Origin of the sequence: Solimonas marina, from assembly GCF_012241385.1 — a bacterium.
GTDB classification, from domain to species: Bacteria; Pseudomonadota; Gammaproteobacteria; order Nevskiales; family Nevskiaceae; genus Solimonas; species Solimonas marina.
Genome location: NZ_JAAVXB010000008.1, coordinates 119767 through 137024 on the forward strand (window position 1 = coordinate 119767; position 17258 = coordinate 137024).

Genomic DNA, 17258 nt, shown 5'->3' on the forward strand with positions numbered 1-17258 from the left:
GCGTCAGATGATGCGGCCACTAAGCCACGGCGCGCAGGGGGAATCAAGCGATCCGCGCAATCTCCAAATTTGCTCCACATTGTTCGCCTACCGTGCGCAGCTTCCGGAAAACCGTGAGTGTGTTCGTCCATGCCCGTTTACCTTCGTCCGTTCCCGTGTTCCGTCCTGCGCGCTTCGGTGATGGCGCTCGCCGTTGCCGTGCTTGCCGCCTGCTCGTCGGAGCAGGCGCCGCAGTCACACAAGGCGGTGGTCGGCGTGCAGACGATCAAGACACAGTCGATGTCGATGGACGAGACGATGCCCGGACGTACCGTCGCCTATCAGGTTTCGGACGTGCGCCCGCAGGTCAGCGGCATCATCCAGAAGCGGCTGTTCACCGAAGGCCAGGACGTCAAGGCCGGACAGGTGCTGTATCAGATCGACCCGGCAACGTATCGCGCCGCTTACGATTCGGCGCGCGGCGATCTGGCGCAGGCGCAAGCCGCGGTGCTGGCGGCCAAGCCCAAGGCCGAGCGTTACGAAAATCTCGCCAAGCTCGACGCGATCAGCCAGCAAGACAAGGACGATGCGCTGGCGACGCTCAAGCAGGACGAGGCGGCAGTGATCGCCGCCCAGGCGGCGTTGGAGACGGCGAAGATCAATCTGGACTACACCCAGGTCAAGGCGCCGATCAACGGGCGCATCGGCACGTCGACTTACACGCCGGGCGCGTTGGTCACCGCCGACCAGGACACGGCGCTGACGACCATCCAGCAGCTCGATCCGATTTACGTCGACGTCACACAGTCCAGCGCGCAGTTGTTGAAGCTGCGCAAGCAGCTTGCGGCCGGCCAACTGCAGGCGGTCAACGGCAAGGCCAAGGTCACGCTCGAACTGGAAGACGGCAGCACCTATGCGCACGACGGCACGCTGGAGTTCATCGGTACCGCCGTCGATACCGGCACCGGCAACGTCACTTTGCGTGCGGTGATTCCGAATCCGGACAAGCTGCTGCTGCCGGGCATGTACGTGCGCGCCGTGCTGCCGATGGCCGTCAACAACGCGGCGATCGTCGTGCCGCAGACCGCGGTGTCACGCAACACCAAGGGCCAGGCGACGGTGCTGGTGGTCGGCAGCGACGGCAAGGTTGAGCAGCGCGTCATCGACGCCGATCGCGCGATCAAGGACCAGTGGCTGGTCGATTCGGGGCTCAAGGCCGGCGACAAGCTGATCGTGCGCGGCGGCAGCAAGGTGACGGTCGGCGAGGCGGTCAGCGCCGAGGAAGTCGACGCCGGCGCGACACCGGCCGCCGCGTCCGCCAAGGCTGCGGCCAAGGCCGATTAAGGAACCGCCATGCCTCGTTTCTTTATCGACCGGCCGATCTTCGCCTGGGTCATCGCGATCATCATCACGCTGGCCGGCGCGCTGTCGATCTTCACGCTGCCGATCGAGCAATACCCGAGCATCGCGCCGCCGACGGTGTCGATCAACGCGACCTATACCGGTGCCTCGGCGGAGACCGTCGAGAACTCGGTGACGCAGGTCATCGAGCAGGGCATGACCGGCCTCGACAACCTGATGTACATGTCGTCGACGAGCACGTCGTCGGGCTCGGCGAGTGTGCGCCTGACCTTCAAGTCGGGCACCGATCCGGACATTGCCCAGGTTCAGGTGCAGAACAAGCTGCAGCAGGTGCAGTCGAAGTTGCCGGAAACCGTGCAGAGCACCGGGGTCACCGTCACCAAGTCGTCGGGCAGCATGTCGATGGTGCTGGCGTTCACGTCCGACGACGGCAGCATGCAGAAGACCGACATCGCCGACTACATGGCGTCGACGCTGGAAGACCCGATCAGTCGCGTCAACGGCGTCGGCAACGTGCGCGTGATGGGCTCGCAGTATTCGATGCGCATCTGGCTCGATCCGGAGAAGCTGCGGACCTATGACCTGATGCCATCGGATGTCGACTCGGCGATCACCGCGCAGAACAACGATGTGTCGTCGGGCTCGCTCGGCGCGCTGCCGGCGGTGCCGGGGCAGGCGCTGACGGCGACGGTGACCTCGCGCAGCCGCCTGCAGACGGCGAAGCAGTTCGAGAACATCATCGTCAAGACCGAGACCGGCGGTTCGGTCGTGCGCCTGTCCGATGTCGCCACGGTCGAACTCGGCAGTGAGAATTACGCGGTCAACAGCTATTTCAACGGCAAGCCGGCGTCCGGCATGGCCATTGAACTGGCCAGCGGCGCCAATGCGCTCGACGTGTCCGAGGCCGTGCTGGCCAAGCTCAAGCAACTGCAGCCGTTCTTTCCGCACGGTTTGAGCTATCACACGGCGTTCAGTACCACGCCGTTCGTCAAGATTTCGATCGAGGAAGTGGTCAAGACCCTGTTCGAGGCGATCGTCATGGTCGTCGCGATCATGTATCTGTTCCTGCAGAACTGGCGCGTCACACTGATCCCGGCGATCGCCGTGCCGGTGGTCCTGATGGGCACGTTCGGCGTGCTGTCCATTCTCGGCTTTTCGATCAACACGCTGACGATGTTCGGCATGGTGCTGGCGATCGGCCTGCTGGTCGACGACGCCATCGTCGTCGTCGAGAACGTCGAACGCGTGATGAGCGAGGAAGGCTTGTCGCCACGCGCAGCGACGCGCAAGTCGATGGGCCAGATCACCGGCGCGCTGCTCGGTATTGCGCTGGTGCTGACCGCGGTATTCCTGCCGATGGCGTTCTTCGGCGGCTCGACCGGCGCGATCTATCGGCAGTTCTCGGTGACCATCGCCTCGGCGATGATCCTGTCGGTGTTCGTCGCGATGACGCTGACGCCGGCACTGTGCGCGACGCTGCTGACGCCGGTCGAAAAAGGCGGTCATGTGACGCGGCGCGGGCCTTTAGGACGTTTCTTCGCATGGTTCAACGCGCGCTTCGATCGCAGCGCCGACGGTTATTCGCGCGGCGTCGGCCGGGTGCTCGCGCACCGTCGGCTGGGGGTCATCGTCTACGTCGTATTGATTGCCGCGATGGCGCTGCTGTTCTGGCGCCTGCCCAGCTCGTTTCTGCCGCAGGAAGACCAGGGCATGCTGATGGTGCAGGTCAAGCTGCCGTCGGGTGCGACCCAGGAGCGCACGCAGAAGGTGATGGATCAGGTCGCCGAGTATGCGCAGCAGCAGCCCGAGGTCGCGTCGATGATGGCGGTGACCGGCTTCAGCTTCAGCGGCACCGGCCAGAACGCCGGCATGGGCTTCATTCGTCTCAAGGACTGGGGCGAGCGCGACGCCAGTGCGTCGCAGGTGGCGATGCGCGTGATGATGGCGATGTCGAAGATTCCCGACGCGCAGATTTTCGTGATCGCGCCGTCCGGCATTCCCGGTCTCGGCCAGGGCGCCGGCTTCACGCTGGAACTGCAGGATCTCGGCGGCGCCGGTCACGATGCCTTGGTTGCCGCGCGCGACAAGTTGTTGGCGCTGGCCGCCAAGGACCCGAAGCTGAACTCGGTGCGCTACAGCAACCTCGAGGACGCGCCGACCTTCGACGTCAAGATCGACGACGCCAAGGCCGGCGCGCTGGGATTGTCGACCAGCGATATCAATTCGACGCTGGCAACCGCGCTCGGTGCGACCTATGTCGACGACTTCATCGATCGCGGTCGCGTCAAGAAGGTCTACGTCCAGGGTGAGGCGAGCGCGCGCATGCTGCCGCAGGACATCGGCCGCTGGGCGGTACGCAACAGCGACGACCAGATGGTGCCGTTCTCGTCGTTCTCGACGACCGGCTGGAGTTTTGCGCCGGCGTCGCTGGCCCGCTTCAACGGTGTATCGTCGATGGAAATCAGCGGTCAGGCGGCATCCGGCGTCAGCTCCGGCGACGCCATGGACGAGATCGCCAAGCTGGTCGGTGAGCTCGGCAACGGCATGGGCTATGCCTGGTCTGATCTGTCGTATCAGGAACAGCTGTCGGGCAATCAGGCGCCGCTGCTGTACGCAATCTCGCTGGTCTTCGTCTTCCTGTGCCTGGCTGCGCTGTACGAGAGCTGGTCGGTGCCGTTCTCGGTGATGCTGGCGGTGCCGATCGGCATCGTCGGTGCCTTGCTGCTGACCTATGTGCGCGGTCTCAGCAACGACGTCTATTTCCAGGTCGGACTGCTCGCCACCATCGGTCTTGCGGCAAAGAACGGCATTCTGATCGTCGAGTTCGCCAAGGAGCTTGAAGAAGGCGGCGAAGAACTGATGGCGGCGGTTCAGCATGCCGCGCGCCTGCGGTTGCGGCCGATCCTGATGACCTCGTTCGCATTTACGCTCGGCGTGCTGCCGCTGGCGATCAGCACCGGCGCCGGCTCCGGCGCACGGCACGCGCTGGGCACCGGTGTGCTCGGTGGCACGCTGGCGTCGACCTTCCTCGGCATCTTCTTCGTGCCGATGTTCTACGTGATCGTGCGCAAGCTGTTTCCGCGGCGCTTTGTGAAACCGGCCGATCTCGACGCGGCCGAGCAGGAGCAACTGTCATGAAGGGGCTTACGTGCCTGACGGCCATCGCCGCGGTGACGCTCAGTGGCTGCGCGAGCATGGCGCCGGACTATCAGCGTCCGGCCAGCCCGGTCGCCGCGCAGTTCCAGGATCACGCGGCGATCGCAGGCGCCAGCGCCAAGAGTGCTCAGGTCGCCGATCTGGCGTGGAAGGACTTGATGCGCGATTCACGCCTGCAGCAAGTGGTGGCGATGGCGCTGAACAACAATCGCGACCTGCGCGTGGCGGTACTCGACATCGCCAAGGCGCGTGCCGAGTACCGGATTCAGGGCGCCGATCTGTTTCCGACGATCAGCGCCGATGGCGCTGAAAACGTGGCCAAGACCTCGGCGGCGCTCAGCAGCACCGGCAAGTCGTCGATTAGTCGCGAGTTCACCGCGTCGGTTGGGTTCAGCAGCTACGAGCTCGATCTGTTCGGTCGTGTCCGTAGTCTGAAGAATGAGGCGCTGGAAACCTATCTGGCGACCGCCGAGACCGAACGCAGCACGCGCATCAGTCTGGTGGCCGAAGTCGCTGCCGACTGGCTGACGCTGGCGGCCGACTATCAGCATCTGGCACTGGCGCAGAAGACGCTCGACAGTCAACGCGAGACGCTGAAGCTGACCGAATATCAGCATGAGCAGGGTGTCGCGTCGGCACTCGATGTCGCTAGTATCCAGACCAGCGTCGAGACGGCGCGTGCCGACGTTGCCACCTACAAGGCGCAGGGCCTGCAGGATCGCAACGCGCTGGAACTGGTGGTCGGCCATGCGATTCCGGAAGCCTTGCTGCCCAAGAACCTCGGCGAGACGCCGGTCGCGCTGGCGGCGGTGCCGGCCGACCTCGATTCACGCGTTCTGCTGTTGCGGCCGGACGTGATGTCCGCCGAACACACGCTCAAGGCCGCCAACGCCGATATCGGGGCCGCACGCGCTGCGTTCTTTCCCACCATCTCACTGACCGCCAGCGCCGGCCGCGGCAGTAACGAATTATCGAACCTGTTCGACAGTGGCAACGGGACCTGGTCGTTCGCGCCGAGCATCAGCGTGCCCTTGTTCAGCGCCGGCGGACTCAAGGCCAGCCTGCAGGAATCGAAGATCGAGCGTGACATCGCCGTCGCCGACTACGAGAAGGCGATTCAGACCGCCTTCGGCGAGGTTGCCGACGCGCTTGCCGTGCGCTCGACGATCGACGAGCGTCTCGACGCGCAGCAGGCGTTGGTGAAGGTGGCGTCGCGTGCCTACGAGCTGGCCGATGCGCGCTACCGCAGTGGCGTCGACAGCTACCTCGACGCGCTCGACGCGCAGCGCACGCTCTACAGCGCGCAGCAGGACCTGATCACCCTGCAACTGACCGAGCAGAGCAATCGCATCACGCTCTACAAGGTCCTGGGCGGCGGCGCCGATGCACGTGCCGAAGATCTGAGCACGGCCCAGGCGTCGGCCGCGACCCCGACAAGCGATGCCGGCGAGTAACGGCGGCGGGTAGGGGCGGAAACGTCTGCCCGCCGCTCGCCTTGTCGTTCATGGCGCGTCGACTGTCAGGTCGCGGCGTGGCGTGGTGTCGTGATGCCGCGCCTCGGCGGTAACGACCAGCAGGTCGCAGCTGGCTTCACCGATCAGTGCTTCGGCGGTGCTGCCGAGCAACAGCCGCTCGAAACGGTGGCGGTCGTTGCTGCCGAGGACGATGGCGTCGGCATGCAGGGTTTCAGCGCAGTCGACGATCGCGCTGGCGGTCGGGCCGATGCGGAAGTGACGGCGTGCCGGTGCAATGCCGTGCGCGTCGGCGAACGATTTGAAGCGGTCTTGGTGGACCTGGCAGAGCGTTTCGTAAATTTCCGCGGTCATCGATGGGACCACCGCACCGCTGGCATCGAGCGCACTCATCGGTAGCGCGGCGTAGGCCAGATGTAGTTCGGCGTCAGCCGCATAGGCCAGGGCGAGTGCCTGACGCATGGTCTGCGCCGCGGCATCGGGCGCCATGACGTCAACGGCAACGACGATACGGCGCGGCGTCATGCGGCCAGAGTGGACCAGCAATACCGGCACCGGACAGCTACGCAGCAGCTCGCGGTCCAGTGGCGTGGTCAAGATGCGCCGTAGCCCATGCGGAAGCTCGACATCTTTGACGACCAGATCGCTGTGCGACTCGATGACGTGCGTGCGAATCTCCTCACCCGGCACATCGGTCCAGATGACTTCCACGGTGGTCGCCACCTGGAGTTCGGCGTATCCGGACAGCGCAGTGCGCAGCGCGTCGCGGTGCTCGCGAAGCAAGCCGTCGCGCACGGTGCCCGAACCCGCCTGACGCAGACGATCGACGACGTCGAGCGCCATGCTGTGCAGCGGCAGCAAGACGTGCAGGGCGGCGCCGCTGCGATGCGCCAGCCACATGGCCTGCCGCATCGCCGGTGATGCGCCGCCGCCGGCACGGGCGATCAGCAGGATACGTTCATACGATTTCATCGCAGTCTCCACTCGGTCTGAGCGCAGACTGCGACCGGGACGACGTCGTGGCATTGATCGGCATCAATGCCACGGCGCGGCGGCCGAAACGCTCAGAGCCCGAAGCGCTTGCTCATGATTCGATCCAGGCTGCGTGCCGGCAGCAGGGTCTTGAGGATCGGCAGCGAGCGGCTCATCGGTCCGAGCCGGATCACCGGCTGCGGCTGGCCGGACAGCAGCTGCAGATTCAGGCAGTCGGCGAATACGCCGGCGTCGAGTGACTTGCCTTGCGACGCTTGCGCACGGGCACGGATGGCGTCGTACTGGCGCAGGTACCAGGAATCCTTGCTCAGCGGTGGCACGCGCGATGCGGCGGCATCGCCGAAGCCGGAGCGCACGGCGCCGGCCTGCACGGTGACGACCCGGATGCCGAACGGGGCGAGCTCGACACGCAGCACGTCGGACATCACCGTCACCGCGGCCTTCGACGCGCAATACGCGCCCGCGAACGGCGTGCCGACGATGCCGGACACGCTGGCGATGGTGGCGATGACGCCGCCACCCTGATTGCGCATGATCGGTGCCACGGCGCGCGCCAGCAGCAGCGGTGCGACGGTATTGGTCATCAGCTGTGACTGCAGCATTGCCGCGTCGACTTCCATCAACGGCGCCATCAAGCCGTAGCCGGCGTTGTTGATCAGAATGTCGATGCGGCCGAACGCCTCATGTGTCTGACGAACGGCCGCTTCGATCTGCGCCGGATCATCGACGTCCAATGCAATGCGCGCCAGCCGCGTCGCATCGCCGTCGAGCCCGGCGAGTGTTTCCGGGCGCCGCGCCGTGGCGGCGACGCGACAGCCCTTGCGCAACAGATCCTCGGCCAGTGCGCGACCGATGCCGGACGAGCAACCGGTGATGAGGATGACCTTGTCGTTCGATGTCGATGCGGCTTGCACGATGATTTCCTGTTGCGCTTACAGTGGGTGGTGTCGTTACCAGGTCTTGATCAGGCGTAGCGAGACTGCGCGTGCGACCTGTGCGTTGCGGGCGCCGAAGGTATCGGCATAGTTCAGGTTTAGCCCGATATTACGTTGGCTGAGCTTGAACGCGATGAATGGGCCGGCACCGTACGCGCGATAGCGAAATGGCGTCGTGGGTGCGCCGGCACCGCTGTCGTCAGTCGTTTGGATCAGTGCGTAGGCGTTAATGCCGAATGCGAAGTTGCCATTAACCTTTTCTGCAGCAAACTCGGCATTAAAGAACTGCCCAGTCTTGTAGTCGCTGTCCTTGTTCTTCGAGTTCCAGCCGTAGGCAACACGGCCACCGATGGTGAGGCCAGAGAAGACATCGCCACGCTGATTCCCGAAAGAGTAAGTCGACAGGGCTTCGAGACGCGTGGTGTAGTAGTTGAAGCCAGGGTTGGGGCCACGGTCGCTTTTGTACTCCCCATCCGGGACCGAGACTGAGACGCCGCCGGCCAGCTTCAGGCGGTTGTCCAGCAGGTTTTGTGCGTAGACGACTGCGAGCAATGAATCGCCGAAGCCATTGGCGTCGCGATTCTGGTAATCGAGCTGCTGTTGCTGTGAGTCTGAGACTTGATTGGCGACTGAATTGACGATGTTGTTGAGCGCATTGCTTAGCGCTGGCGGCAGGCTTGCGGGTGGCGTCGGGGTGATCGCGACGGCTTGCGGCGATATTGAAACATCACGACTGCTGCGCTGATACGGCTGGTTGAGTGTTAGTGCGACGCGCCCCCCTTCGATGCCAGTCTGGAACAGATAGCCGACGATCAGGTTCATCTGCAGTGTGTGCTGGCTGTAGTCAATATCCGCGGGTTCGACAGCCACGTTGTAAGTGCCGTCTGGAATCGCGCCGCCCGTCAGTGCTGAGGTTGGCAGCGATATCGTCTGTCCGGGGCTGGAGATGCGGTGGCCGTCATTGCCGACCACCTTGTACGAGTTGCCGTAGCTGGTGGCTGCGGTGCCAAAGAATCCAAGATGTTCGGTCGTCGACGCCATTTCACCACCCATGAGGGGGAAAGCGGGTTGGTGTAGTCGGTAACCCTCGGCGGCCAGCGCGGCCGGCGCGTGTAGCGCCGCGCCACCGGCCGATACGAGTGTAATGGCCATTGCTGTTGCGGCAGTATTGCCTTTGATGCGCATGTGTTGCTCCTCCGAATACAAATTGTGCAGTCTTGTTTTTGTGGAACTTCAGTCCATTCTTCTGACCGGCGGCAGATGCCAGCTACCGTTCAGTGCCGATGCCTTCGGCCAGTACAAGCGTGCGTTGAGCAGGAAGTGCTCGCCACGCTTGACCGGAAGCCAGTTGCTTTCGGGGGCGCCGGTCGGCAGCGTGGGCCCGAAATACAGATCGAGAGAGCCGTCCGCGTTGAAGCTCAGGGCATCACGGTCGCGGATGGCATAACGGTGTTCGTCGTTCGGAATCAGAAAGTCGTCCGGGCCGTAGGCCGTAATCGACCAGAACGCGTCGACCGGCGGTAGTGCACCCGCGGCAAAGTGCATGTGGTAGCTGTGACTGCCGTCAAGCTTTTGACCGTCTAGGTCCTCGTCGGTGTTCGGGTACATGGCATCGGCCGGCTGATTGGCGCCTAGACCGACCATCGCCACGACGGCGCGCATCGGATAGTCCGTGCCATAGACGCCGAGAGACGCTGGCGGTGTCCACCATCCATCGACAGTCGCACGCGGTTGACGCTGCGCCACGGCAACTTTGTGATCGGCAAGCTTGCGTCCGAGGTTCGCGCACAGGCGATCGATCAGCCCCCACTGCGGTGCTTGTCCCGGCGCGATTCCGATGCCGGCGAGCCGAGCCATCATGGGGGCGTCGATCGCAGCCGGGGGATTGTCGACCATCAGTGCCGCTAAGCGCGTAAAGAACACTTCGGCCGACATCTGCCGCACTTGCTCGATCGGCGGCGTCGGCAGTTTCGCGCCGGGGCGCGTTTCGGGATCGGTGTCGTCGCTGCGCGGCTCGGCCGCAGTGGGGTCGTCGGGATGGGCCAGCCAGTCGCTCAACTTGACCAGGTGGATGCCATCCTGAATTTTGTGTACCAGCGGATAGTCGTCCTTGCCGTTGGTCTGCGTGCGGCCGATCAGCCACACGATACGGGTTGGCGACTGCACCAGCTTCATGCCATCCGGAACCTGGCCATGCCATTTGGGACCGGCGATCAGATAGGTCGCGGCGGCGGTGCCGTAGGTCCGCGTGCCGAGGCTGGCGAAGACGTTCGTCCAGCCGTCGAGCAGCGGCATCAGGTTGTAGCGCTCGGTGTTCTGCGCCATCGAGAACACGAACGGACCATCGTTCATGTCGATGAACGCATTGGTGTAGAGCGTGTCGACATTCGGACGTGCGACGCCGTGAAACTTCGGATCGGGAAAGCGGCGCTTGCGAAACAATACGTTTTCAGGTTCGACGAACGCATCGGAGGCGACACGCGTCACATCGGTGATCACCAGCGGATAACCGAAAAGATAGGCTTCGGCAGCGGTCTTGATGAAGGACGCCTTGATTGCCAATGTGGCGCCGATCGCCACAACGATCGCTGCGGCTACGGCGAATGCGAACTTTAGCGGGCGGGTCTTGCTGGACTTCGGTTGCGTCATGATGAATCTCGATGTCAAAAGCGGAGAGACGTGCTCAGTCCAGCCGCACGATCGGCGGCGGGTGCCACTGGCCGTTCAGGACGGCCGGCTTCGGCCAGTACAGCCGTGCCGTCAGTTCGAAGTCCTGGCCGCGCTGTACCGGCAGCCAGTTCGCTGCTGGCGTCGTGTCGTCGCGTGCGGCGCTGATGTACAGATCGAGCGAACCGTCGGCGTTGTAGACCAGCGGGTCGTGATCGTGGATGGCGAAGCGCGGCTGATTCGCGATCAGGTAGGCGCCGGTGGTGTAGGCGGTGACCGACCAGAAGGCGTGCACCGGCGGCAACTGATCGGCGCTGAAGTGCAGGCGATAGCGGTGATCGCCGTTGAGCGTGCGGCCATCGGCATCTTCCCGCGCATTGGGATAGACCGCGTCTTCGGGAATATTGGCGCCGAAGCCGAGCATCGCCACCACCGCACGCAGCGGATAGTCGGTGCCGTAGCGGCCGAGCGTCATCGGCGGCGTCCACCAGCCGCCGACGGTGTCGCGCGACGAGTGGCGCTTGATCGCGATGCCGACGCGCGCCAGCAGGCTGCCGAGCCGCGCGCAATTGCGATCGAGCCAGCCCCAGTGCGGCGCCTGCCCGGGCACGATGCCGATCGATGCGAGCTGTTTCACCATCGGCGCGTCGTCCGGTGCCGGCGGGTTGTCGGCCAACAGCCGCGCGAAGCGTGCGAAGTAGGCCATGCTGTCGAGTTGCTGGACCTGCACGAACGGCGGCGGCTTGGCGTTATCGCCGGACAGCAATTGCATGTCGATATCGCGCCCCGGGGCCAGCCCGGCGCCGGGCAGTTCGGGGTGTGCGGCCCATTGCTGCAGCGTGACCAGGTGCAACTGGTCTTGAATATCGTGCACTCGCGGATAGTCCGTGGTGCCGTTGGTCTGGATGCGGTTGAGCAGCCAGACGATGCGGGTCGGCGTGTGGATCGGCGTCATGCCGTCCGGTACCGTGCCGTGCCAGTCCGGCCCTACGATCAGGTAGCGCGCTGCTTCAGGTCCGGGCGTGCGTGTGCCGACACTGGCGATGACATTGGTCCACGCATCGAGCAGCTGCGTGAGTTCGTAGCGTTCGCGGTTCTCGCCGGTTTCGAACACGAATGGACCGTCGCGCATGTCGAGAAAGGCGAAGGCGTACAAGGTGTCGACGTTCGGCCGCACAATGGCGCGAAATGCCGCATCCGGAAGGGTCCGCGCGCGGTGCAGGCGATTCCCGGCATCGGCGCCGGTCTCGCGCGTGACGTCCATCGTCACCAGTGGGTAGGCGAACAGATACGCCTTGGCCGCGTCGCGAATGAAGCGGCCTTTGACTGCCATCAATGCAGCAACGAAGACGACGATGACGACGAGCGTCAGCAGTGCAAACTTGAGCGGCTTGAAAACTCGGGGGCTGGAGGCAGGCATGCGATGCGTCCTGAGCAATGCGGGCTACGCGCGCCAGATGGCGCTGGGTCCGGGCATGTAGCGCCCGTCATCAATGCCGATCTCGCTGGCGATCAGGCGATTGAGCTTGGCGTTCATCCGCATCACCAGATCGCGCACGGCGGCCGGGTCACGCGCGAGGTTGTGGTTCTCGCCCGGGTCGGTCTGGGTGTCGTAGAGCTCGATGTCATTGAGCGCCATCAGCTGTTCCCAGCTTTGCGGCGTGTTGTGCTCGGTCGGCGCGAAGAAGCGCGAGAACTTGTAGCGGCCGTCGAACACGCCGCGCATCTGTCCGCGCTTTTTGATCACGCCGCGAAACTGCGGTTTGAGCAGCGCCAGCGGATTGCCGCCACCGCCGTTCTTGCGTTCGGCGTCGAAGCCCAATGCCGCGACGTGGTCCTGATAGGCGAGGCTGGTCCAGTGCAGCAGCAGGCCGTCGCCACCGTCGCGCGGCCCGGCCGCACCGGGTTCGGTGATGACCTGCGTCAGGTCGCGCCCGATCAGCTCCGGAACCTCGCGGGCCACGGTTGCCGCCGGTACACCGGCGAGACCGAGCAGGGTCGGTGCGATGTCGATATGGCTGACCAGCGTTGCGGTATCGCGAGACTGCCGGTATTGCGGGTGCCGGACCAGCAGCGGCACCTGCACCGCTTCCCGGTACGGCAGCACACCCTTGGTGCGCAGACCGTGCACACCCAGCATTTCACCGTGATCGGACGTGAAGATGACGATGGTGTTGTCGGCCTGGCCGCTGGCGTCGAGCGCATCGAGCAGGCGCACGATCTGCTCGTCGCTCTCGCGGATGCAGTTGTAGTAGTAGTTGACGAAATCGTCGCAGGCGGCGGCGTCGTCATAAGGAAAGGCCCCGAGCGCGATGTCCGTGCACTTTGCGAATTCGGTGGCCGCCGGCACGCTACCGGACAAGGTGCCGGGGCCGAAGTTGGCCGGTAGTGGGTAGCCGAGCCGCTGCTCGTACAACGGAGTTTCCGGGGGGCGACTCAACGCGTCGGGATAGGTGATCTTGCGCGTCGCCGTCATCGCCGGCCCCGACGTGTAAAACATGATGTCGTGCGGGTTGACCAGATTCACGGCGGCGAACCACGGCTGCGCATCGTCGGCACGCGACTTGACGAAGGCGACGGCCTTGTCCCCGGTGTCGGGATCGTCGCGATGGCCGTTGAGCATGCCGTCGTGCTCGCGATCGGTTCCGGTTTCGTCAAAGCCGTAGCTGACGATCTCCTCGTGAACCTGGTCGGCTGGCCACGGCTGATGATCCTTGGTCGCAAGATGGCTGAGATGCCACTTGCCGAAATAGCCGGTGCGATAACCGGCCGCGCTCATCAGCGTGCCTAGCGTCGGCGCGGTGCGCTTCATCGGTGGCGCATACGGCAGCGGAATGTTTTCCCACAGACCATTGTTCTGCGAATGCTGCCCGGAGTAGAGGCAGCCCCGCGCAGTCGAGCAGATCGGGGTTGGCGTGAACGCGCGTGTGAAGCTCAACGCTTCCTGACGAATGCGGGCGCGGCCGGGGCAATAGCGCTCGATGAGGTCGGCCGGCAGCAGTGACCAGGTCTGCTCCTCGTCGCTGCTGATCAGCAGGATGTTGTACGGCTTGGCGCCGGCGTTTGGCGGCAGCTTGAGCCGCGGCTGATTGCCGCGACGACGATGCGCCCAGATGCCGGCCGCGCCGGCCAGTGTCAGGGCCCCGATGCCGCCGATTACGGCGCGACGCGAGACGGTCACGGCTGCGCTCCCGGCGGCAGGCGCTTCCATTCGATGGTGCGTCCGAGCATAGGCGTGCCCCGATAACCGCGTAGCTCCAGCGTGTTGCCATCGGCTTCGACACGCATCCGCAGCTTGAAGACCTTGCCGCTGTCGGGGTCGAGAATCTCGCCGAACCACTGTTGCTGATCGCCGTCGTCCTGCTCGCGGGCGTCGCGGATCACGTCCATACCCAGCAACGGCTTGTCCTTGCGATCGTCGGTACATTTCGAACATGTTTTTTCAGCCTGCTCGAAGTGGCCGATGCCGCGAACAATACGGCCTACCAATATGTCGCCATCTTTTTCGATACGCACGACCGACCGAGGCTTGCCGGTTTCACGGTCCGGCGTGACCCAGTCGCCGAGCGGCGACACCGTCGCTGCATGTGCAATCGATATCTGTGCCAATAGCGCGATGGTGGAGACGGGCAACAGCCGCGCACGCGCTCCAATACGGTCTGAACGTTTCAACAAGCGGATTCTCCTCGCACGTCAAATATTCGCCACCTTCTCAAGGGGGTGGCATCATCACCAACGTTTTGTCCGGTTGGTTTCTTGTAATCTGGTTTATTTGTCATACAATATACGGAAATTCGAAATGCGCAAGTCGAACGTGACACGGACTTCGTCACTACTGTCTGGTGGGGCTCAAACAAAGAACGTCGCGGTTGCCGGCGTTGATCGCATCACGCCTGTGGTGCGCGTGAAACTGTCCAATGCGGTGTTCGAGGATCTCGGCCAGGCCATCATCAATGGTGACTATCCGACGGGCAGCTCACTGCCCGGCGAACTCGATCTGGCCAGCGCGTACGGCGTCAGCCGCACGGTCGTGCGCGAGGCGCTCTATCAGCTGACGGCCAGCGGGCTGGTGTTGTCGCGTCCGAAAGTCGGCGCGCAGGTGTTGCCGCGCGAGAGCTGGGAATACGGCAGTGCCGCGGTGATTCGCTGGGTCGCCAATTCACCGGCGCGCGCCGAATTCCTGCATCACGTGACGGAAATGCGCCGCGTCGTCGAGCCGGAAGCCGCGGCACTGGCGGCGTTGCGGGCCGATGACGGGCAGCGTGCGCGCGTCGCCGAGGCGATGGCCGACATGCGCCTGGCGGTCGAGCGTGAGGACGTCGATCTGTTCAAGGCGGCCGACGAGAATTTTCACTTGTCGATTGCGCATGCCTGCGGCAACCCCTTGCTGATGGAGTTCGCCGCCAAGCTGCGTCGGGCAGTGACCCTAAGCCGCGAAACGTCTACGCAGGCGATCGACGACCCGAAGATCGTTGAGCAGATGAAGAAAGCCAATGTCTACGAACTCGCGCAGCTGGCGATCGATGCGCATGCCAAGGTCGCCGATGCCATCCTGCTCGGTAACGACAAGGGCGCGCGCAAGGCAATGACGGCGCTGCTCAAGGAGGTCGACCACGCGTTGACATTGGTGCTGGGCGTCTGATCTGACGCATGTGCCGCTCTGCCCTGAGGCCTTGATGGCCGGCGGGTTACAGGCGCTCCGCCACTCGATCCGTCGCCAGCCGTGAACGGCTGCGCTGCCCCTTTGCCGGGCGGCAAGTGCTACGGATAACCGCGATCAGTCGCGGCGTCGTCGACACGAAGACGTGCGGCGACGAAATACGGATGATGAGAGGAGAGCGGCATCTTGATTACGGTATTTGGTGCCACGGGCACTATTGGGCAGCGGCTGTGCGCTGAACTCTCGGCAGCGGATGCGCCCTATCGGTGTGCGGTTCGAGATCCGGCCCGGGCGCTTGCGGTATTGCCGGCCGGTGCGCGCTGCGTTCAAGCCGATATGCAGGTACCGGCAAGCTTGATGGCGACGTTGCAAGGTGTGCAAGCCCTGTTTCTGCTGTCGTCGCATGACGCGAAGATGGCGAAAAACCAGATCGCCGTGATTGATGCCGCCGTGACGATATCGCGTTCGCGGACGCCGCTGCATATCGTCAAACTATCCGGCGGGCCTTACATGCGTCCGGAGTTGCCGCTGCAGGTGTCGCGCCAGCATCTGGCGATCGAAGACGCACTACAGCGCTCCGGCCTGCCGTACACGATTCTGCGGCCGGCCTTTCTTCATCAGAACCTGCTGAGATTCGCCAGCCGCATTGCACAGCATCGCGAACTGACGGCGCCGTTCGGCGAGCAGTCGATCGCGATGGTCGATGCCGACGATGTGGCCGCCGCCGCGGCCCGGATTCTGTTGGCGCCGGGCGGGCACGATCGCCGCACGTACTCGCTGACCGGCGAACGGGCTTGGCGCATGCAGGAGATTGCCCAAACCCTGTCAGCGGTCGTCGGTCACCGCGTGCGGTATCGGTCGCCGCCGGTCTGGTTGGCCGGCGTTGCGCAGCGACTGGCCGGAGTCGACGCGGAGGAGGTCAAGCACAATCTCGAGATGGTGCGCTGTGTCTATCGCGCCGGCCTTGGTGCCTATACCTCGACTGATTTGTCGCGCTTGCTCGGTCGTGCGCCGCGGACGATGCAAACGTTTCTGGAGCGGCACCGCGCCGCATTCGTTCCCTCATGAAGCGCCTGCTGCTGCTGGCGGCATTGCTGCTGACCTTCGCGTTATTGCTGCTCGCGGCGCGGATTGCGCGCTGGTTTTGGGTCCAGGCACAACGAGAGCCGGCTGGGACCGCCGAATATGTCGCGCTGGGCAGCTCGTTCGCATCCGGGCCCGGTGTCGAGCCACAGGATCCGCGCAGCGCCTGGCTCTGCTACCGGTCGCTCAACGACTATCCGCACCTGCTCGCGGCGCGTCGCGGCTTGCAGTTGCTCGATCGCAGCTGCAGCGGTGCAACCACGGCGCACATCCTGGATCGTCGCCAATATCCGTTCATGACGCGTCAGATCGACGCCGTGACGGCGCAGACCCGACTGGTCACCGTGACCATCGGCGGCAACGATGTCGACTACATCCGCAATCTGGTCGCGTGGTCGTGGCGCAACGCGCCCGGCGGCGTGCCGTGGTTCTGGAAGTTCGGTACCCGTCGACCGACGCCGGATGCAGCCGTCGACGCCAAACTCGAAGCCCTGGCCATAAATTTGCGGCGGCTTGCCGACACGATCCGGCAGCGCGCGCCGGCAGCGACGCTGGTGTTCGTCGACTACGCGACGGTTTTGCCAGACGGCGCGGGCTGTCCGGAGCGCTTGCCGCTGAGCAATGCGCAGTTGGCGCGTGGTCGTCACGTCGCGCGGCGCATGAGCGAGATCACGGCCAAGGCCGCGGCCGACAGCGGCGCGCTGCTGGTTCAGGCTTCAGTACTGAGCCGCGAGCACGACGTCTGTGCGAATGAGCCCTGGGTGTTCGGCTGGACGCTACCCGGGGATCCGCTGCGTACCTATGGACCAGTGGCCTATCACCCGACCATCGCCGCGATGCGGGCGATCGCGACGGCGATCGACGCGCAACTGAGTGGGCCTCGAAAGGATGGCGGCGCCGACCCCGCTGCCGATGCGCCCCCGAAAACAACAAAACCTGGATTGTGAAAAT

Annotated in this window: 13 protein-coding genes; 6 read left to right on the forward strand and 7 right to left on the reverse strand. The window is 64.3% G+C overall.

What is annotated here, in order from left to right; translation table 11 throughout:
• Window positions 1-129: 129 nt before the first annotated feature.
• From G7Y82_RS14435 to G7Y82_RS14445, 3 genes are read left to right on the forward strand one after another with little or no spacing between them, the layout of a single operon-like run.
• Window positions 130-1323: an efflux RND transporter periplasmic adaptor subunit gene (locus G7Y82_RS14435; protein ID WP_277346319.1), complete on the forward strand. Its 1194-nt coding sequence runs from the start codon at window positions 130-132 to the stop codon at window positions 1321-1323.
• Between the two features lie 9 nt (window positions 1324-1332).
• Window positions 1333-4479 (forward strand): efflux RND transporter permease subunit, encoded by a 3147-nt coding sequence (locus G7Y82_RS14440; protein ID WP_168148839.1) that lies wholly within the window; start codon window positions 1333-1335, stop codon window positions 4477-4479.
• Complete coding sequence (locus G7Y82_RS14445) at window positions 4476-5951, forward strand: efflux transporter outer membrane subunit (RefSeq protein WP_168148840.1); 1476 nt, start codon at window positions 4476-4478, stop codon at window positions 5949-5951. Before G7Y82_RS14440 ends, G7Y82_RS14445 begins: the two co-directional genes overlap by 4 nt.
• Before the next feature lie 48 nt (window positions 5952-5999).
• Here the strand turns inward: G7Y82_RS14445 and G7Y82_RS14450 are convergent, their stop codons facing one another.
• From G7Y82_RS14450 to G7Y82_RS14480, 7 genes are all read right to left on the reverse strand, one after another.
• Complete coding sequence (locus tag G7Y82_RS14450) at window positions 6000-6941, reverse strand: universal stress protein (RefSeq protein ID WP_168148841.1); 942 nt, start codon at window positions 6939-6941, stop codon at window positions 6000-6002.
• 92 nt (window positions 6942-7033) lie between these two features.
• On the reverse strand, window positions 7034-7876 hold the full coding sequence (locus tag G7Y82_RS14455) for an SDR family oxidoreductase (RefSeq protein ID WP_168148842.1): 843 nt from the start codon (window positions 7874-7876) through the stop codon (window positions 7034-7036).
• Between the two features lie 36 nt (window positions 7877-7912).
• A complete protein-coding gene (locus G7Y82_RS14460) occupies window positions 7913-9082 on the reverse strand; it encodes a SphA family protein (RefSeq protein ID WP_168148843.1) in 1170 nt (389 codons plus the stop codon).
• A 48-nt stretch (window positions 9083-9130) separates the two neighbouring features.
• A complete protein-coding gene (locus G7Y82_RS14465) occupies window positions 9131-10546 on the reverse strand; it encodes a DUF1254 domain-containing protein (protein WP_168148844.1) in 1416 nt (471 codons plus the stop codon).
• 34 nt (window positions 10547-10580) lie between these two features.
• Window positions 10581-11984, reverse strand: coding sequence for a DUF1254 domain-containing protein (locus G7Y82_RS14470; RefSeq protein ID WP_168148845.1), 1404 nt, complete (start codon window positions 11982-11984; stop codon window positions 10581-10583).
• Window positions 11985-12008: 24 nt separating this feature from the next.
• Window positions 12009-13745 carry a sulfatase family protein gene (locus G7Y82_RS14475; protein ID WP_168148846.1) on the reverse strand — a complete coding sequence of 579 codons (1737 nt, stop codon included), beginning with the start codon at window positions 13743-13745 and terminating at the stop codon, window positions 12009-12011.
• Window positions 13742-14239: a DUF2147 domain-containing protein gene (locus tag G7Y82_RS14480; RefSeq protein WP_168148847.1), complete on the reverse strand. Its 498-nt coding sequence runs from the start codon at window positions 14237-14239 to the stop codon at window positions 13742-13744. The genes G7Y82_RS14475 and G7Y82_RS14480 overlap by 4 nt, the downstream gene beginning before the upstream one ends.
• Window positions 14240-14468: 229 nt before the next feature.
• Here G7Y82_RS14480 and G7Y82_RS14485 point away from each other — a divergent pair, with 229 nt between their 5' ends.
• The 3 genes from G7Y82_RS14485 to G7Y82_RS14495 all read left to right on the forward strand — a co-directional run bounded on the left by G7Y82_RS14485 (window position 14469) and on the right by G7Y82_RS14495 (window position 17254).
• Complete coding sequence (locus G7Y82_RS14485) at window positions 14469-15206, forward strand: FadR/GntR family transcriptional regulator (protein ID WP_168148848.1); 738 nt, start codon at window positions 14469-14471, stop codon at window positions 15204-15206.
• A 204-nt stretch (window positions 15207-15410) separates the two neighbouring features.
• Window positions 15411-16292: an NmrA family NAD(P)-binding protein gene (locus G7Y82_RS14490; RefSeq protein ID WP_168148849.1), complete on the forward strand. Its 882-nt coding sequence runs from the start codon at window positions 15411-15413 to the stop codon at window positions 16290-16292.
• Window positions 16289-17254 (forward strand): SGNH/GDSL hydrolase family protein, encoded by a 966-nt coding sequence (locus tag G7Y82_RS14495; RefSeq protein ID WP_168148850.1) that lies wholly within the window; start codon window positions 16289-16291, stop codon window positions 17252-17254. The genes G7Y82_RS14490 and G7Y82_RS14495 overlap by 4 nt, the downstream gene beginning before the upstream one ends.
• Window positions 17255-17258 lie beyond the last annotated feature (4 nt).